At 72.5% G+C, this 15377-nt stretch carries 10 protein-coding genes; 4 read left to right on the forward strand and 6 right to left on the reverse strand.

Features of this window, described 5'->3' with window-relative positions; all coding sequences use genetic code 11:
* Positions 1–144 precede the first annotated feature (144 nt).
* Positions 145–1959, forward strand: a complete 1815-nt coding sequence (locus tag BIU89_RS12250; RefSeq protein WP_071246874.1) for a thiamine pyrophosphate-requiring protein — start codon at positions 145–147, stop codon at positions 1957–1959.
* Between the two features lie 102 nt (positions 1960–2061).
* Positions 2062–4440 (forward strand): bifunctional metallophosphatase/5'-nucleotidase, encoded by a 2379-nt coding sequence (locus BIU89_RS12255; protein WP_071246876.1) that lies wholly within the window; start codon positions 2062–2064, stop codon positions 4438–4440.
* A gap of 321 nt (positions 4441–4761) precedes the next feature.
* Here BIU89_RS12255 and efeB read toward each other — a convergent pair whose 3' ends face one another.
* From efeB to efeU, 3 genes are read right to left on the reverse strand one after another with little or no spacing between them, the layout of a single operon-like run.
* Positions 4762–6048, reverse strand: coding sequence for an iron uptake transporter deferrochelatase/peroxidase subunit (gene efeB / locus BIU89_RS12260; protein ID WP_071246878.1), 1287 nt, complete (start codon positions 6046–6048; stop codon positions 4762–4764).
* Entirely contained in the window at positions 6045–7268 is a 1224-nt protein-coding gene (gene efeO / locus BIU89_RS12265) for an iron uptake system protein EfeO (protein ID WP_071246880.1), read from the reverse strand. Before efeO ends, efeB begins: the two co-directional genes overlap by 4 nt.
* A complete protein-coding gene (efeU, locus tag BIU89_RS12270) occupies positions 7255–8865 on the reverse strand; it encodes an iron uptake transporter permease EfeU (RefSeq protein ID WP_071246886.1) in 1611 nt (536 codons plus the stop codon). Before efeU ends, efeO begins: the two co-directional genes overlap by 14 nt.
* A gap of 69 nt (positions 8866–8934) precedes the next feature.
* Here efeU and BIU89_RS12275 point away from each other — a divergent pair, with 69 nt between their 5' ends.
* Together BIU89_RS12275 and BIU89_RS12280 are read left to right on the forward strand one after the other, a co-directional pair.
* Complete coding sequence (locus BIU89_RS12275; protein WP_071246888.1) at positions 8935–9696, forward strand: trimeric intracellular cation channel family protein; 762 nt, start codon at positions 8935–8937, stop codon at positions 9694–9696.
* A gap of 248 nt (positions 9697–9944) precedes the next feature.
* Positions 9945–10547, forward strand: coding sequence for a TetR/AcrR family transcriptional regulator (locus BIU89_RS12280; protein WP_071246890.1), 603 nt, complete (start codon positions 9945–9947; stop codon positions 10545–10547).
* Positions 10548–10681: 134 nt separating this feature from the next.
* On the opposite strand, the gene BIU89_RS19055 is transcribed toward BIU89_RS12280, so the two are convergent.
* Genes BIU89_RS19055 through BIU89_RS12295 form a run of 3 tightly spaced genes read right to left on the reverse strand, consistent with a single transcriptional unit; the run spans position 10682 to position 15374 of the window.
* On the reverse strand, positions 10682–13033 hold the full coding sequence (locus tag BIU89_RS19055; RefSeq protein WP_139179081.1) for a transglutaminase family protein: 2352 nt from the start codon (positions 13031–13033) through the stop codon (positions 10682–10684).
* Positions 13034–13038: 5 nt separating this feature from the next.
* Positions 13039–14370, reverse strand: a complete 1332-nt coding sequence (locus tag BIU89_RS12290; RefSeq protein ID WP_027466116.1) for a DUF58 domain-containing protein — start codon at positions 14368–14370, stop codon at positions 13039–13041.
* Entirely contained in the window at positions 14370–15374 is a 1005-nt protein-coding gene (locus BIU89_RS12295; RefSeq protein WP_071246894.1) for an AAA family ATPase, read from the reverse strand. Before BIU89_RS12295 ends, BIU89_RS12290 begins: the two co-directional genes overlap by 1 nt.
* Between the last annotated feature and the right edge of the window lie 3 nt (positions 15375–15377).

Below are 15377 nucleotides of genomic sequence, written 5' to 3' on the forward strand. Positions count from 1 at the left end.
GAGCAGGAGCCGACACCGAGCACCGGCCAGCACAGGCGCCCTGGTCTGGAGGCGCGGATCACGGGACCGACGTCGGTCACGTGATCCGCGCCTCCAGGCCGGTGCCTGTGAACGGACCCGTGCGCGCCCGCGCACGCTGGTGCCATGAGCACGACCGTGAGCGACTTCGTCATCGACCGCATCAAGGCGTGGGGGGTCTCCCGCGTGTTCGGGTACCCCGGCGACGGGATCGGCGCCTTCGACGGCGCGCTCGGCAAGGCGGCGTCGACGGGCGACGGCCTGGAGTACGTCCGCCCCACGCACGAGGAGATCGCGGCGCTGATGGCGACCGCGCACGCGAAGTTCACCGGCGAGGTCGGGGTCTGCGTCGCGACGTCGAGTCCCGGCGCCTTCCACCTGCTGAACGGGCTGTACGACGCGCAGATGGACAACCAGCCGGTGGTGGCGATCGTCGGCCAGCAGGGGCTCGCGGCGATGGGGTCGTTCACGCAGCAGGAGTCGAACCTGGAGCGCGTGTTCGCCGACGTCGCCTGCTACGTGCAGACGGTGGCCACGCCCGAGGCCGTCGGCGTGGTGCTCGACACCGCGTTCCGCACCGCGTCGCTGCGCAAGCAGCCGGCCGTCGTCGTGCTGCCCCACGACGTGCAGGCGATGCAGTACGACGCACCGCCGCTGGAGCACTGGGCCTCGCGGTCGAGCGACGTCCCCGCGTCCACCCGGATCACGCCGCCCGCCGACGAGGTCCGGAAGATGGCGGAGATCATCAACGCCGGGTCGAAGGTGACGTTCCTGGTCGGTGCGGGCGCGCGCGGCGCGACGGCCCAGGTGCTCGCCGCCGCCGAGAAGGCGGGCGCGGGGATCATCACGGCGCTCCGCGGCAAGGACGTGATCCCGTCCGACGTGCCGTACCACTCGCAGCAGCTCGGGCTGCTCGGGTCGCTGCCGTCACTGCACCAGATCCGCGACTGCGACACCCTCGTGCTGCTCGGCACGAACTACCCGTACGGCGAGTACATGCCGAAGTCGGGGCAGGCCCGGGGCATCCAGGTCGACATCAAGCCGGAGCAGCTCGGCCTGCGGTACCCGACCGAGCTGAACCTGTGGGGCGACGTCGGCTCGACCCTCGACGCCGTGCTCCCGCTGCTCGAGCAGAAGACCGACAGGTCCTTCCAGCAGACCGTCGCACACGAGATGCGCGAGTGGGAGTCGGAGATGCGTGCGCAGTCCGAGGTCGCCTACGACGACGGGGTGAACCCGCGCCGGGTGATCCAGGCCGTGAACGACCGGCTGCCCGACGGCGTCACGGTCACCGCGGACGCCGGCACGACCGCCGACTGGTACGGCCACCACATCCGGCTGCGCGAGGGCATGCGCGGCGACATGTCCGGCAGGCTCGCGACGATGCTCGCGGCCATGCCGTACGCGGTGACGGCGAAGTTCGCGTTCCCGGACCGTCCGGCGGTGTGCACGATCGGCGACGGTGCCTTCCAGATGCTCGGCATGAACGAGCTGATCACCGTGAAGAAGTACCTGGCGGCCTGGCCGAACCAGCAGCTCGTCATCGTGGTCATGCACAACGACGATCTCGGCCAGGTGTCGTGGGAGATGCGCACCGAGGACGGCAACCCGATGTGGCGCGGCTCGCAGGACGTCGAGTCGATCGACTACGCCGGGTACGCGACGCTGCTCGGGTTCCAGGGCATCGCCGTGCACGAGGACTCCGAGGTCGAGGCCGCGGTCGATCGGGCGTTCGCCCACCAGGGGGTGACCCTCATCGACGCGTACGTCAGCCGGAGCGTCCCGCCGCTGCCCCCGCACATCACGAAGGAGTACGCGATCAACACGGCGAAGAGCCTGCTGAAGGGCGACCCGGTCGAGTTCGACGTCGTGAAGGACTCTGCCAAGGCGATGGCGACCGAGGTCACCGAGCGGGTGAAGGGCGCCCTCGGCCGCGACTGAACCGGGTCGGGCGGCCCCAGGGGGACGGCCGTGTGAACGTCGTGTGACGACTTGCGACGGAGTCTGGCGAGTCGCCTGTGCGTCTTCGTAGGTTCGACGGCGATGAACACTTCCCACACCACCGGAACCGCCGGTGCGACGACCCGACGACGCCTCGGCGCCGGCGCGGCCCTCGCCACCGCCGGGGTCCTGGTCGCACTCTCCGTCCCGTCCGCAGCCGTCGCCGCCGAGGGCGACACGACGATCGACATCATCGACGTCAACGACTTCCACGGTCGCATCGAGTCCGAGGGCACCGCCGCCGACAAGGCCGCCGGCGCCGCGAAGCTCGCCGGCGTCGTGCAGTCGTACCGCGAGGCCAACCCGAACACGATCTTCGCCAGCGTCGGCGACAACGTGGGCGCCTCGACCTTCACCTCGCTCATCCAGCAGGACTCCCCCACGATCGACGCCCTGAACGCCATGGACCTCGACGTCAGCGCGATCGGCAACCACGAGCTCGACAAGGGCCAGGACGACCTGAAGAACCGCATCGACGACCGCGCCGAATGGCCGTACGTCTCGGCGAACATCGTCAAGGCCGGCACCACCGACCCCGCGTTCACGCCGTACTCCATCGTGGAAAAGGGCGGCGTCAAGGTCGGCTTCATCGGCGCGACCACCGAGGACCTCATCCCCGGGCTCGTCAGCCCCGGCGGGGTCGAGGGCCTCGCGATGGCCCCGATCGTCAGCCAGGTCAACCGGTACGCCGTGCAGCTCACCGACGGCAGGGACGACAACGACGAGGCCGACGTGCTCGTCCTGCTCGTGCACGAGGGCGCCACCACGAGCGCGCTCGCCGACGCCACCGGCACCGGCGCCTTCGGCAAGATCACCTCCGGCGTCTCGTCGAAGGTCTCGGCCATCGTCTCGGCGCACACCCACGCGACGTACAACCACTCCATCGCCGGACCCGACGGCACGAAGCGTCCCGTGATCCAGGCCGGGTCCTACGGGGTGAACCTCGGACACCTGCGCCTCACCGTGGACGCGGACAAGCAGCTCACCGGCATCACGTCCTCGGTCACCTCCGTCAACGACGACAAGCGTGTCCCCGCCGACACCACCTCGGTGACCGAGGTGAGCGACATCGTGACCGCCGCGAAGGCCGTCGCCGACGTCAAGGGCGGCGAGAAGCTCGGCGAGATCACGGGTGACCTGCGTCGCGCCGTGCAGTCCGACCGCAAGGCCGAGAACCGCGGTGGCGAGTCCGTCCTGGGCAACTACATCGCCGAGGTCCAACGCAGCGCCACCGAGCGGAACGGCTCGCAAGTCGCCTTCATGAACCCGGGCGGCCTCCGCACCGACATGGTCTACGCGTCCAGCGGCGCCGGCGACCCCGACGGCACCGTCACCTACAAGGAGGCCGCGCTCGTCCAACCGTTCGCCAACACCCTGGTGACGAAGGACATGACCGGCCAGCAGATCAAGAACGCCCTCGAACAGCAGTGGCAGCCGGACGGCCTCGAGCGTCCGTTCCTGAAGCTCGGCGTCTCGGACGGCTTCGCGTACACCTACGACCCGTCGAAGGGCCGCGGCGAGCGCATCACCGGCATGACCCTCGACGGCAAGCCGATCGCGCTGACCGACACCCTCAAGGTGACCGTCAACTCGTTCCTGTCGACCGGTGGCGACAACTTCGCCGCCTTCGCGACCGGCACGAACGTCGCCGACTCCGGCCAGGTCGACCTGCAGGCCCAGGTGGACTACTTCGTGGCGAACAAGAAGGTCACACCCCAGGTCGACCAGCGCGCCGTCGGCGTCACGGTCACGCCGACCCCGGCCGGTGGGTTCCAGCCCGGTGACGAGATCGAGCTCGACCTGTCGTCGCTCGTGTTCAGCAGCGAGGACCCCGCGAAGGCCGGCACCGTCTCGGTCAGCGCGGACGGCAAGGAGCTGGCGTCGTCGGCGATCGACCCGACGATCACCGACAAGAACGACGAGCAGGGTCGCGCGACCCTGACCGTCACGGTCCCGGAGATCGAGGCCCCGGCGGCACGCGCCGCCGCCCGCAGCGCCGGCTCCGTCTCGCTCGCCGCGGTGGCCGAGCCCGTCGCCACGACGGACGCACCGCTCGTCGTCACCCTGCCCGGCCAGACCATCACCCTCGCCGTGACGATCCCGGTCGCCGCAGCGGTCGACCCGACCGACCCGACGGACCCCACCGACCCGACGGACCCGACGGACCCGGTCGACCCGACCCCGGGCACGGGCGGCGGGGTCACCCCCGGCCCCGGCGCGGGTGGCGGTGACGACGCCGGCATCGGTGGCGTCGGCGGGACCGACGACGACCCGCGCGCCGGTGGCGACCTCGCCTACACGGGTGCGGACCTGACCGCTCCGGCGATCGCGGCGGGCCTGCTCCTGCTCGCCGGGATCACGGCGCTCGTGGTCCTCCGCCGCAACCGCGCACGACGTGCCACGACGGTCCTGACGGACTGACCCCGAGCCTGCGGGCACACACGCGAACGGGCCGTCTCACCCTGGTGAGGCGGCCCGTTCGCGTCGGTCAGGAGGCCCGGCACAGCTCCGGCGCATGCGTCGCGCGACCCGGCGGTCACGGTTGCTGTCCCATCCCGGTCGATCACTGCGGATCCGCGGATCCGCGGGGTACTCTCGGGGTTGTCGCACCGCGACGCGTCGTGCCGGGTCGCTTTCAGCAAGTCGACGGTGGTTCCGTTCGGCGAGACTCCGCGACGCGGGCGTCCTCCGCCTCCAGGGAAACGGCGGAGGGCGCCCACCCTGGCGTCGCAGCGACTCAGCTCATCGGAAGAGCTGCTCGCCGATGTACGACCCCTTGCGGGGTGCCGGCGGGACGGCGAACACCGCGGACCCGATGTGCGAGACGTACTCGTTCAGCCGGTCCGAGGCGCCGAGCTTCCGTTGCAGCCGCGTGAAGTGGTCCGGGTCGTTCACGTAGGCGATGAACAGCAGCCCGGCGTCGAGCTGGCCGTACTCGTTGAGCCCGTCGGTGTAGTTGTACGGCCGCCGCAGGATCTTCACGCCGCCGTTCGCCTCGTGCGCGGCGAGGGCGATGTGTGACGTCGCGTCGATCTTCGTCGCACCGTCGTCGTCCTTCGCGTGGAAGTCCGGCGTGGTGTGCTCCTGTCCGCCGGAGAGCGGTGCGCCCTGGATCTTCGTCCGCCCGAACACCCGCTGCTGGTCGCTGACGACGTCGGCGTCCCAGGTCTCGATGTTCATCCGGATCTTCCGCACCACCTGGTAGCTGCCGCCGGCCATCCACCCGGCGTCGCGGTCGAGCCAGACGAACCGGTCGTGGTCGGCGTCGGTCGTGATGTTCCGGGTGCCGTCCTTGAACCCCATCAGGTTGCGGGGCGTGCTCTGGTGCGGTCCCGCCGATGCCCGGCCGAAGCCGAGCACGGTCCAGCGGACGGTCGCGGTGCCGCGGGCCATCCGTGCCAGGTCGCGCACCGCGTGGTACGCCACCTGGGGGTCGTCGGCGCAGGCCTGCAGGGACAGGTCGCCGCCGGTCAGCCCCTGCTGCAGGTTGTCGCTCGGCAGCGTCGGGATGTCGGCGAGCGACGCCGGGCGCCGGTCGGCCAGCCCGAAGCGCTCGTCGAAGACGCCGGGGCCGAGCCCCACCGTGACGGTCAGGGACGCGGGCCCGAGGTCGAGCGCCTCGCCGGTGTCGGCGCCGACCCCGTTGCCGTGCGCCGGTTCGACGCTGCCGATGGTCTTGCCGGCCTGCAGCTGGGCGATCGCGGCCGACCAGCGGGCGAGGAGCACCTGCAGGTCGGTCGTGACGGTGGTCGACAGGTCGAACGTCATGTACACGCAGTACCGCTGCGGAGTGGTGCGGATCCCGCCCTGCGGCTGCCGTGCCGCGGTGGCGTAGAACGGCTGGCTCTGCGACAGGTCGATCGACTCGTCACCGTTCGTCGCCGCCGTGAACGGGTTCACGCCGGTCGCCGCGGTGGCGCCGCCGATCCCCGCTGCCGCGCCGACCCCGGCACCGGCCACGGCCAGGCCGGCGCCGAACAGCCCGCGGCGGGAGACGTTCGCCCGGGGTGCCTCGTCCGGCTCGGTCACGCGGTCGCGACCTTCTCGGCCAGGCGGGACAGCGGGTCCTGGAGCGCCTGGATCTGCTGCGAGATCGTGTTCGCGTCGGACTTCTTGGTGGCGGCGTCCCAGCTGGCGAAGCCGCCCAGGTCATCGGCGTCGCGGTAGCCGTCCATCAGCGTGTTCGTGGCGTCGAACTGCTTCGCGATCTGCTTCGTCAGGGTCGGGTCGAGCTTGGTCAGCCCCGGCTTGAGGTACGCGAAGGCCTGACGGGCACCCTCGACGTTGGCGGCGAGGTCGACGAGGTCGATGTGGCTGTACGCCTCTTCCTCGCCGGTGATCTTGTTCGACTGCACCTCTTCGAGCAGCCCGGCGGCACCGTTCGCCAGGTCCTCCGGCTTGTAGTCCAGGGTCGGCACGAGCTTCGCGAGCAGCTGCACGTCCTCGGTCAGGTCCGCGGCGGTCTGCTTGGTCGACGCGGTGATCTTCCCGGCCTGGAACAGGTCCTTCTCGACGGCGTGGAACCCGCTCCAGCCGACGGCCGGGTCGAGGTTCGAGGCGCGCATGTCGATCAGGTAGTCGAGGTTGCCGGCGTTGTCGGTGGCCTTGAACCCCTTCTTGACGAAGCCGTCGACGTCGCTCTCGACGTGCTCGTAGAACGGGCGGGCGTTCGCGTAGTCGGTCCTCGCCGCGTCGAGGTCACCGGCGTCGATGTCCTTCTGCAGCTGCTGGACCGCGGCGACCATGTCGGTGACCTGGCCGTCGACGTAGGTCGCGTAGCCCTTCGTCCCGTCGCGGAGCAGGGTCGAGGCGCTGCTGTTCGCGGTCGACGCGGCCTTGCCGGTGACGGTGAAGTCCGTCAGCTCGGTCTCGGCGCCGGGGCAGTACACCTGGTACTTCCCGCCGGTCAGCGTGGCGGTGAAGCGGACGGCGTCGAGGCCGGGCGCCAGGTTCTCCTTCTCGCCGAGGATCCGCTGGTCCTCCAGCAGCTCGACCTCGGTGATCGCGGTCGACGACTCGTTCTTCACCGTGAAGGTGACGGGGCCCGCGGGGACCTTCGTCGAGGACACCGCACAGGCGTCCTGCCCGTCGTTGGTGAGCGTGATGGTGACGCGGGAGACCTTCGCGTCGCCGGAGCCGGAGCCGCCGGCCTCGGCGGACCCACCGGCGCAACCGGTGAGTGCGAGGGCGGTGACGGCGCCGAGGGCGCCCAGGGTGATCAGGGGTCGGACGGGCTTACCGAAGGACATGGTCGGTGCTCCTTGCAGGGTCCGCGGCCGGAGGGCCACGAGCGGGGACGGGTTCGGGGGTGGGGACGGTGGGGAGTCGCCGGCGACGGCGGTCACGGAGGGCCAGCATCGCCTGCACGGCGGCCGCGGCGCCGAGGGCGATCGGCAGCCAGGCCTTCCAGAGCAGCAGGTCGGCTGATCGTGAGTCCGCTGCGGCCACCGAGGCGGCCGACCGCTCGACGCGGGCGTCGGGGACGGACCAGACGGTGCGGTCCAGGGTCGTGGTGCGCGCGGACGGGAGGCCCCCACCGCTCAGCGTCAGCACCTCGCGTTCGTCGCGGGTCGCGTCCAGGACCCCACCGCGGACCGTCCACAGGGTCACCGTGTCGCGCACGGCCCAGCGGGCCGCGAACGGACCGGGGTTCGTCGACGGGGAGACCCCGACGGGCAGGCGGCCGAACAGGGTGACGAGGTCGTCCAGGGTCAGCGTCGACGGACGGTCGGCACCGCTCCCCTGCCCACCGGCCCCGTCCTGCACGACGCGCCACCGGTCGGCGGTCACGCCCGCGCGGGTGACGCGGCGGTGGGCCGACGTCGGCAGGGTGATCCGGGCCTCCTGGCCGGTTCCGGTGCCGGCCACCCGCAGGACACCGGACGCACCGTCGACGCTGGCGGAGACGGAGCTGGCGTCGCCGCTGACCGCGGTCGTGCGGGGCAGGTCGACCCCGCCCGTCGGCACGGCGATCGCGAGCGCCGCTGCGGCCACGGCGAGTGCACCGGCGACGACGGCGCGCACCCGGGGCACGCGGTCCGGCGACGGACGCCAGGCGCGCGGCCAGAGGGTCAGGGCCAGCACCGGGACGACGTAGAGGAACCAGCCGAGCACCTCGATGACCCGCGGGTCCGGCGGGATGCCGAGCACGCCGGTGACCAGGGCGCCCTGCACCGAACCGTTCGGGGCGAGCCACGACAGGTCGACGGTGCGCTGCTGGCCGATGACGATCCAGCCGGCCTCGTGCGCGCGGCGGAGGACGGTCAGCACCAGGCCGCCGGCGACGAAGACCAGGAAGACCCCGGTGCCGGTGAAGAACCGCGACAGGTTGAGGCGGACGCCACCGGTGTAGATGCCGAAGCCGACGACGACCGCGGCCGCGATGCCGATCACGGCACCCAGGGCGGCGAGGCCGGTGTCCGACGACGCTTGGAACGTGGCGAGGAGGAACACCGCGGTCTCGAAGCCCTCCTTCAGGACGGCGAGGAACGCCATGCCGGCGAGTGCCCAGGCGGTGCCCCGGCCGAGCGCCGCGGTGGCACTGGCCTCGAGGTCGGCCGTCAGGGTGCGCGCGTGCGTGCGCATCCAGACGATCATGCCCGTCACGAAGACGACGGCGACGATGCCGATGACCGCCTCCATGCCCTCCTGCTGGGCCTGCGGCAGCGCCTGCTCGACGGCCTGCAGCCCGAAGCCGACGGCGATGCTGAGCAGCACCGCGAGCCCGACGCCCGACCACATCGGGGCGAGCGGGACGCGGTTGCGACGCAGGAACGCGGCGATGATGCCGACGATGAGCGTGGCTTCGAGGCCTTCACGGAGACCGATGACGAGAGTGGCGAGCATGACGAAGGTGAGGCTAACCTAACCGCCGAACGGCCCGCCAGTCGTGCGACGTGATGTTTGATGGTTCTCATGAACCTGCTGTCCGTCGACGGCCTGGCGTCGGTCACGAACGTGCTCGACCTCGCCGGGGTCTTCGCGTCCGCCCTGCTCGGCGGCTCCATCGCCCGCGCGATGGACTTCGACCTGTTCGGGTTCCTGGTCGTCGGGTTCGTCTCCGGACTCGGCGGCGGGATGCTCCGCGACACCCTGCTGCAGAACGGACCTCCCGTCGCGCTCGTCGACCCGCTGTACGTGCCGGTCGCCGTCGCCGGGGCGCTCATCGCGTTCCTCGTGTCGTTCTCCGAGGTGACGTGGGACCGGTTGTTCACCGTGCTCGACGCCGCCGTGATCGGGTTCTGGGCCGTGGTCGGCGTGCAGCGGACCTACGACGCCGGGCTCGAATGGCCGGCCGCGATCATCATGGGGACCATCACCGCGGTCGGCGGCGGGGCCATGCGCGACCTGCTGCTGCGGCGGGTGCCGGCGGTGTTCGGCGGGAACGCGCTGTACGCCACCGTGGCCGTCGCCGCGTCGGCCGTGATGGTGATCGCCTCGGCGCTCGGGTCGCCGTCGCTCGGCATCCTGCTCGCGATCACCCTGTCGCTCGGGCTCCGCTGGGGAGCGGTCCGCCGCGGCTGGGGGCTGCCGAACGGCCGTGACTGGCAGCCGAAGTCGACCCTCGGTTCGCTGCTCCGGCGGGGTCGGAGCCTGCGGCCGGACGCGCTCCGGTTGCTCCGGCGTCCGGGCGGTCGAACCGGCGCCGGCAGTGTCCGGGAAGAGCACGAGGACTGAGGGGCTGTCATCCGCGGCGTCGCGACGCTACGATCAGTACCGCCGGGTATCGTCCTGGCAGTTCTACCGGGGATGATCCCGGTGAACGCTGTCCGCACAGCACCGACGCGACCCGAACGCGCCGGTTCCGAGCAGACGTGGGGATGGGGGCTTCGCTGATGCCGCGCGGGATCAGACGCGCGGCGCGGCAGGTCTCCACCACGATGCTCTCCCCGACGACCACCTGCACAGGTCGAAAGCAGCAACCGATGAGCGACGACGCTTCCCCCACCCAGCGCATCCCGCGCGCCGAGGTCCGGGAACGCCTTCTCGCCGCCGGAGCCGCGGTCTTCGCCGAACAGGGTGTGTACGGCGCCCGGCTCGACGACGTCGCCGCGCGCGCGGGGTTCAGCAAGGGTGCGGTCTACTCGAACTTCTCGTCCAAGGAAGACCTGCTCGCGCAGGTCATGCAGCGGTCCACGAACCTGGTGCTCGGCTCACTGCAGGAGCTCGTGCACGCCGACATCGCCGCCGTCGACGTCGGCGACGTCCTGCGCGCTGCGTTCGGCCAGCACGACCAGAGCGAGCAGTTCGCGCTGCTCTCGGCGTTCCGCGGGTACGCCGTGCGCCACCCGGAGTTCCTGCCCGAGTTCATCCGGCAGCGCAGGGTCCTGCAGGACGGGGTGCTCGAGCTGGTGCGGCTGTGGCTCGGTGCCCACCCCGAGGTCGACGTCGGCATGACCCCGGAGGAGTTCGCGACCGTGCTCATCGGGGCGAACGTCGGCCTGGTGTTCGACGCGCCGGCGCTGCCCGGGGTCGACCCGGGCGAGCTCGTCGCGACGCTGGTCGAGGCGGTCGTCCGCCGGCGCTGACGCCCCGCGCCCCGGCGCGGCGGTGCCGCGGCCGCCCCGCTCGAACGGTGCGAGGTTCCGTAGTCCGTGCGAGGCCGCGCCGGTCGCACGGAGTACGGAACCTCGCACCACTCGGCGCACCCCTCGCGCCCGCGTCAGGCCGTGCGACGGTCGCGACGCCGGGGCTTCGGCCCGTCGTGGGACCAGGCGGACGACGGCAGCAGGCTCGGCGGCAGCAGGCGCGACCGCACGACACGCAGGGCGGGCACCGACGCGTCGAGTGCGCCACGAGCTTCGCGGACGTGCCGCTCCAGCGCCGAAGTGTCCACCGATGCGACCCCGTCGGCGGCGAAGCGCTCCCGATCGACCGCGTCGACCGTGGCCTCCAGGTGGGGCACGACCGACGCCGGCAACCCGGGCCGCAGTCGTCCGAGCACGGCTCGGGCCGTCCGGGCCACGGCGGCGGCATCACCCGGCGGCGCGATGCCCGGGGCGTACCCGTGGTCGGCGACGTCGTCGAGCAACTCCCGCCAGGCCTGCACGGCGGGCGACCGGCCGGCGGCGATCGCCGACAGCCTCGACCGGCGGCGGACCGCGCGCACGAGGCCCGGGGCGACGAGGACTGCGAGCACGAGCAGCAGCCCCACGAGCAGCCCGACGGGGCCACCTGCGTCGCCGGAGCCGGACGCACCCGCGGCACCCGGCGCCGGGGAGGCCGACGGGGTCGGTGACGCGGAATCCTGCGCCGGGGTGGTCTGCTCGGGCGCCGGCAGCGGGGTCTCCGGTGCGGCCGCGGTCGGCGAGGCCGAGGGTTCCTCGGACGGCGCGGCCTCGTCAGAATCGGGCGTCGGCTCGAAGGCGACCCACCCCGCGCCCCGGATGTACAGCTCGGGCCAGGAGTGCAGCTGCCGGTTCGACACCGCGTACTCGCCGTCGGGCTGCGGCGACCCGGCCCGGTACCCGACCGCGATGCGCGAAGGGATGCCGAGCGTGCGGGCCATCACGGCCATCGCGGACGAGAAGTGCACGCAGTACCCGTCGCGGACCTTCAGGAACGTCGAGACGACGTCCATGCTGTCGCCGTCGTACCCCTGCTCGACGGGGGCGGTCTCGGAGTACGTGAACAGGTCGCTGCGGAACCACTGCTCGAGTGCCCGCGCACGCCCGTAGTCGTCGGTCGCGGCTGCGGCGACGCGGGTCGCGGTGGTCGAGATGTTCGCCGGCAGGTCGTCGGGCAGGGCGAGGTCGGTGCGCAGCTGCTGGCGGCTGGGCTCCCGGAAGCCACGGCCGTCGGAGCGGGCGAGCACCCCCGAGGCGGCGACCGCGTCGAGGTAGTCGTTGGCGAAGGTCGAGGCCCCGTAGACCTCGTACATCGCACCGCGGGCGGTCGCGGCTCCGGTCGACCGGACGGTGCTCGAGTTCCCCATCCACCGCCACTGCGACAGGTCGAGGTTGGTGGACTGCGACTCGATCGACACCGCACCCGACGGCACCGGCAGGTAGGTGCTGGACAGCCCGGTGATCCGGACGGTCACGTCGCCGCGGCTCGCGAGGCGCGGGTTGACGCCCTCGGCCCACTGCTGCTCGTCGGCGGTGTCGGCCTCGGCCGCGTTCGTCACGGTCGGCACCCAGTCCCCCGTGCCGAACTCGTCCAGGTCGGCGAGCTTGAGGTACTCGGGCTGCCCGTCCGACGAGCGGTAGCGGAACACCTCGAGCTCGCTCGGGCGGCGCAGGTCGTTGCCGAGTTCGAGCAGGGTGCCGGGCCGTCCGGGCTGGATCGGCGACTGGATCGCACCGGTCACGCCGGACAACCAGCTGGCGTTGAGCGGCACGATCGTCGGCAGCCCGATGGCCACGACGAGCCCGATCGCCCCGACCACGGCGGCCGGCAGTGCGCGCTGCACGGGGCGGACGGACAGCCAGAGCAGGGCGAGGAACGCCACCGCCGTGGCGACGACGAGCGGGGTGCCGGCGGGTTGCCCGGTGATGACACCCGGAACGATCAGGATGACGAGGGCCGGGGCGGCGGCGAGCGACGGGATCCGCGCGATGGCGGCGAGGAACAGCGAGACCGCAGCGACCCAGCCGATCGACGCGGTGACCACGAGCCGGATCGCGTCGGTCTGCGGCAGCGGTGCGGGGTTCAGGCGGATCGCGGCGAGCGTCTCCCCGAGGGCCCCGTCCGCGTCGAGCCACCCGAGCGGTTGGATGTCGTTGACCAGGGCGGCGGCGCACGAGCAGGCGATGACCGTGCCGACCAGGACGACGAAGCGGATACCGGGCGTCTGGCGGCGCACCGCGAGCATCACGGCGACGAGCACGGCGACGACGACGACGCCCGATGCCCACCAGGCGATGCCCTGCACGAGCGGCCGGATGGCGAGTGCGGCGAGGAGCACGGGCACCGGCGCGAGGGCCACGACCCAGGCGCTCGGGACGTCACGCAGGTCGTCGTCGCGCTCGAGGATCTCGCGCACGTCGGCACGGCCACGCGCGGGTGCGCTCACCCCGGTCACCGTGCGGCTCCGGACGGCGTCGCGCCGACGACCGGCACCACGAGGGTCCGCCAGCCGCCACGGTCGAGGATGCCCCGCACGGCCGGGTCCGGCGGCACGATCGTCGCCAGGATGCCGCGGCTCGACCCGCTGGTCGCGCTGACGAGCTCGGCGGCTTCGTCCGCGGTGCAGGTGCCGGTCACGACGGCGGTCATGCCGTGCACGTCGCGGCCCCGGACCTCGGGCAGGACGTCGGTCACCTGTCGCGCGTCGGAGCGGAGCCGGACGTCGGCGAGCCCGACGAGCACGTCGGTGAGCCCGCCGACGTCGCCCGCGTGCCGGGTCGCGCCTTCGGGACCGTCGAACACGAGCACGACGCGGGAGGTCCGGGCGGCGAGCGCCCGGGCGACACTGGCGGCCACCACGACGGCGTGCTCGAAGGCCTGGTCGCCGCCCAGGTCGGAGAGCTCGGCGAGGTCCTCGCGACCGAGCCGCTGGTAGGACTCCCGCCGGACGTCGAGGGCGATCACGGCCTCGGGCGGCTGGGCCTGGGTGGTCTGGCGGACGTGGAGTTCACCGCGCCGTGCACTCTGGGCCCAGTGCACCCGGCGGATCGGGTCGCCCGGTCGGTACGGGCGGAGTTCGCTGTCGTCAGCGGAGCCGCCCTGTCCGACCCGGCCCTCGTCGGCCGAGACCGCACCGGCGAGCGCCCCGGCGTCGATCGCCCCGAGGGGTGCCGAGGCCGGGACGACGACGACCTCTTCAGCGGGGACGACGGGACGGTCGATCCGGAGCAGGCCGAACGGGTCCTCCACCCGGATCGTCACCGGCCCGACCAGCGTCCGGCCACGGTGCATCGCGAGCGCCTCGACGTCGAGCACGGCCGGCGGCAGGTTCGGCCCGACCTCGGCGTAGGTCTCCGCCTCGGCCAGGCTGGCGAAGGCGTCCTCGAGTTGTTCGCGCACGAGCAGCGTCGCCCGTGGGCCGATCCGCAGACTGGTGCTGCCGAGGGTGATGCGTTCCCGGTAGACCTCGCCCACCTGGACGATCGCCCGAGCGGTGCTGCGGCTGCCGCGGAGCGGGGTGGCGACGACGAACGCCATCGCGATGCCGAGCACGACGAGCACGAGCAGCAGCAGGCCGGCCGTGACGGCGACGCTCGTGGTGCCGACCAGGCCGCCGCCGACCAGGCCGATGCCGACGGCGATGACCGTCCAGCCCCGGATCGTCGGGCGCGGGAACGGGGTGCGGCGTGCCAGTGACAGCCCGCGGCGGCCGAACCGTGCCGCCGTGGACCGCGCGGCACCGACGCGTCGCAGCAGCGACGGCGGTGCCGATGGACCGGCCATCAGGAGCGGACGGGGGTGGCCGTGAACGGGATGGCGGTGTCGGAGACGATCCGGACGACGATCTCGCGCACGGTGTCCTCGCCGGTGCCGCCGAGCCCACGGGCGACCGGCACGAGCCGGTGCGCGAGCACGATCGGGGCGAGCGTCGCGACGTCGTCGGGGGTGACGAACGGGCGGCCGAGCAGGGCGGCGTGCGCACGCGCGGCCTGCGCCAGGTGCAGCGTCGCGCGGGGACTCGCACCGAGCACGAGGTCGGGGTGGGTGCGCGTTGACCGGACGATCGCGATGATGTACGCCTCGACGTCGGGGGCGATGTGCACACCGGCGACGGTCTGGATGATCGCCCGCAGCGTGCCGACGTCGACGATCGGCCGCAGGCGCGACAGCGGGTCGCTGCCGCCGCGGTTCGCGAGCATCTGCCGTTCGGCGTCCACGCTCGGGTAGCCCATCGCGATGCGCGCCATGAAGCGGTCCCGCTGCGCCTCGGGCAGCGGGTACGTGCCCTCCATGTCGATCGGGTTCTGCGTCGCGACGATCATGAACGGCCGGTCGAGCGGGCGCGTGACACCGTCGACGGTGACCTGCGACTCCGCCATCGCCTCGAGCAGCGCCGACTGGGTCTTCGGGCTGGTGCGGTTGATCTCGTCGCCGATGACCACGTTCGCGAACACCGGGCCGGGCGAGAACCGGAAGGTGCCGGACGACTGGTCGAAGATGTTCACGCCCGTGACGTCGGACGGCAGCATGTCCGAGGTGAACTGGATGCGGTTCACCGATCCGCCGACCGAGGCACCGAGCGCCTTGGCGAGCACGGTCTTGCCGACGCCGGGGACGTCCTCGACGAGCAGGTGCCCCTCGGCGAGCATCACCGTCAGGGCCGTGCGGATGGCTTCCGCCTTGCCGTCGATCACCGTGGCGACGGAGGCCACGATGTCGTCGCCCACCGCCCGCACGTGTTCGAGCGGGAAGGCGGGGTCGGTCGGGTCCGGCACGCAGGGCTCCATCGT

It is taken from the genome of Curtobacterium sp. MCBA15_005, from assembly GCF_001864855.1.
GTDB lineage: Bacteria > Actinomycetota > Actinomycetes > Actinomycetales > Microbacteriaceae > Curtobacterium > Curtobacterium flaccumfaciens.

Bases quoted from the DNA above. Each gene is read 5' to 3' on its own strand.
- BIU89_RS12250 (WP_071246874.1), top strand. From the start codon at position 145: ATGAGCACGACCGTGAGCGACTTCGTCATCGACCGCATCAAGGCGTGG.
- BIU89_RS12255 (WP_071246876.1), top strand. From the start codon at position 2,062: ATGAACACTTCCCACACCACCGGAACCGCCGGTGCGACGACCCGACGA.
- efeO (WP_071246880.1), bottom strand. From the start codon at position 7,268: ATGTCCTTCGGTAAGCCCGTCCGACCCCTGATCACCCTGGGCGCCCTC.
- efeU (WP_071246886.1), bottom strand. From the start codon at position 8,865: ATGCTCGCCACTCTCGTCATCGGTCTCCGTGAAGGCCTCGAAGCCACG.
- BIU89_RS12275 (WP_071246888.1), top strand. From the start codon at position 8,935: ATGAACCTGCTGTCCGTCGACGGCCTGGCGTCGGTCACGAACGTGCTC.
- BIU89_RS12280 (WP_071246890.1), top strand. From the start codon at position 9,945: ATGAGCGACGACGCTTCCCCCACCCAGCGCATCCCGCGCGCCGAGGTC.
- BIU89_RS12290 (WP_027466116.1), bottom strand. From the start codon at position 14,370: ATGGCCGGTCCATCGGCACCGCCGTCGCTGCTGCGACGCGTCGGTGCC.
- BIU89_RS12295 (WP_071246894.1), bottom strand. From the start codon at position 15,374: ATGGAGCCCTGCGTGCCGGACCCGACCGACCCCGCCTTCCCGCTCGAA.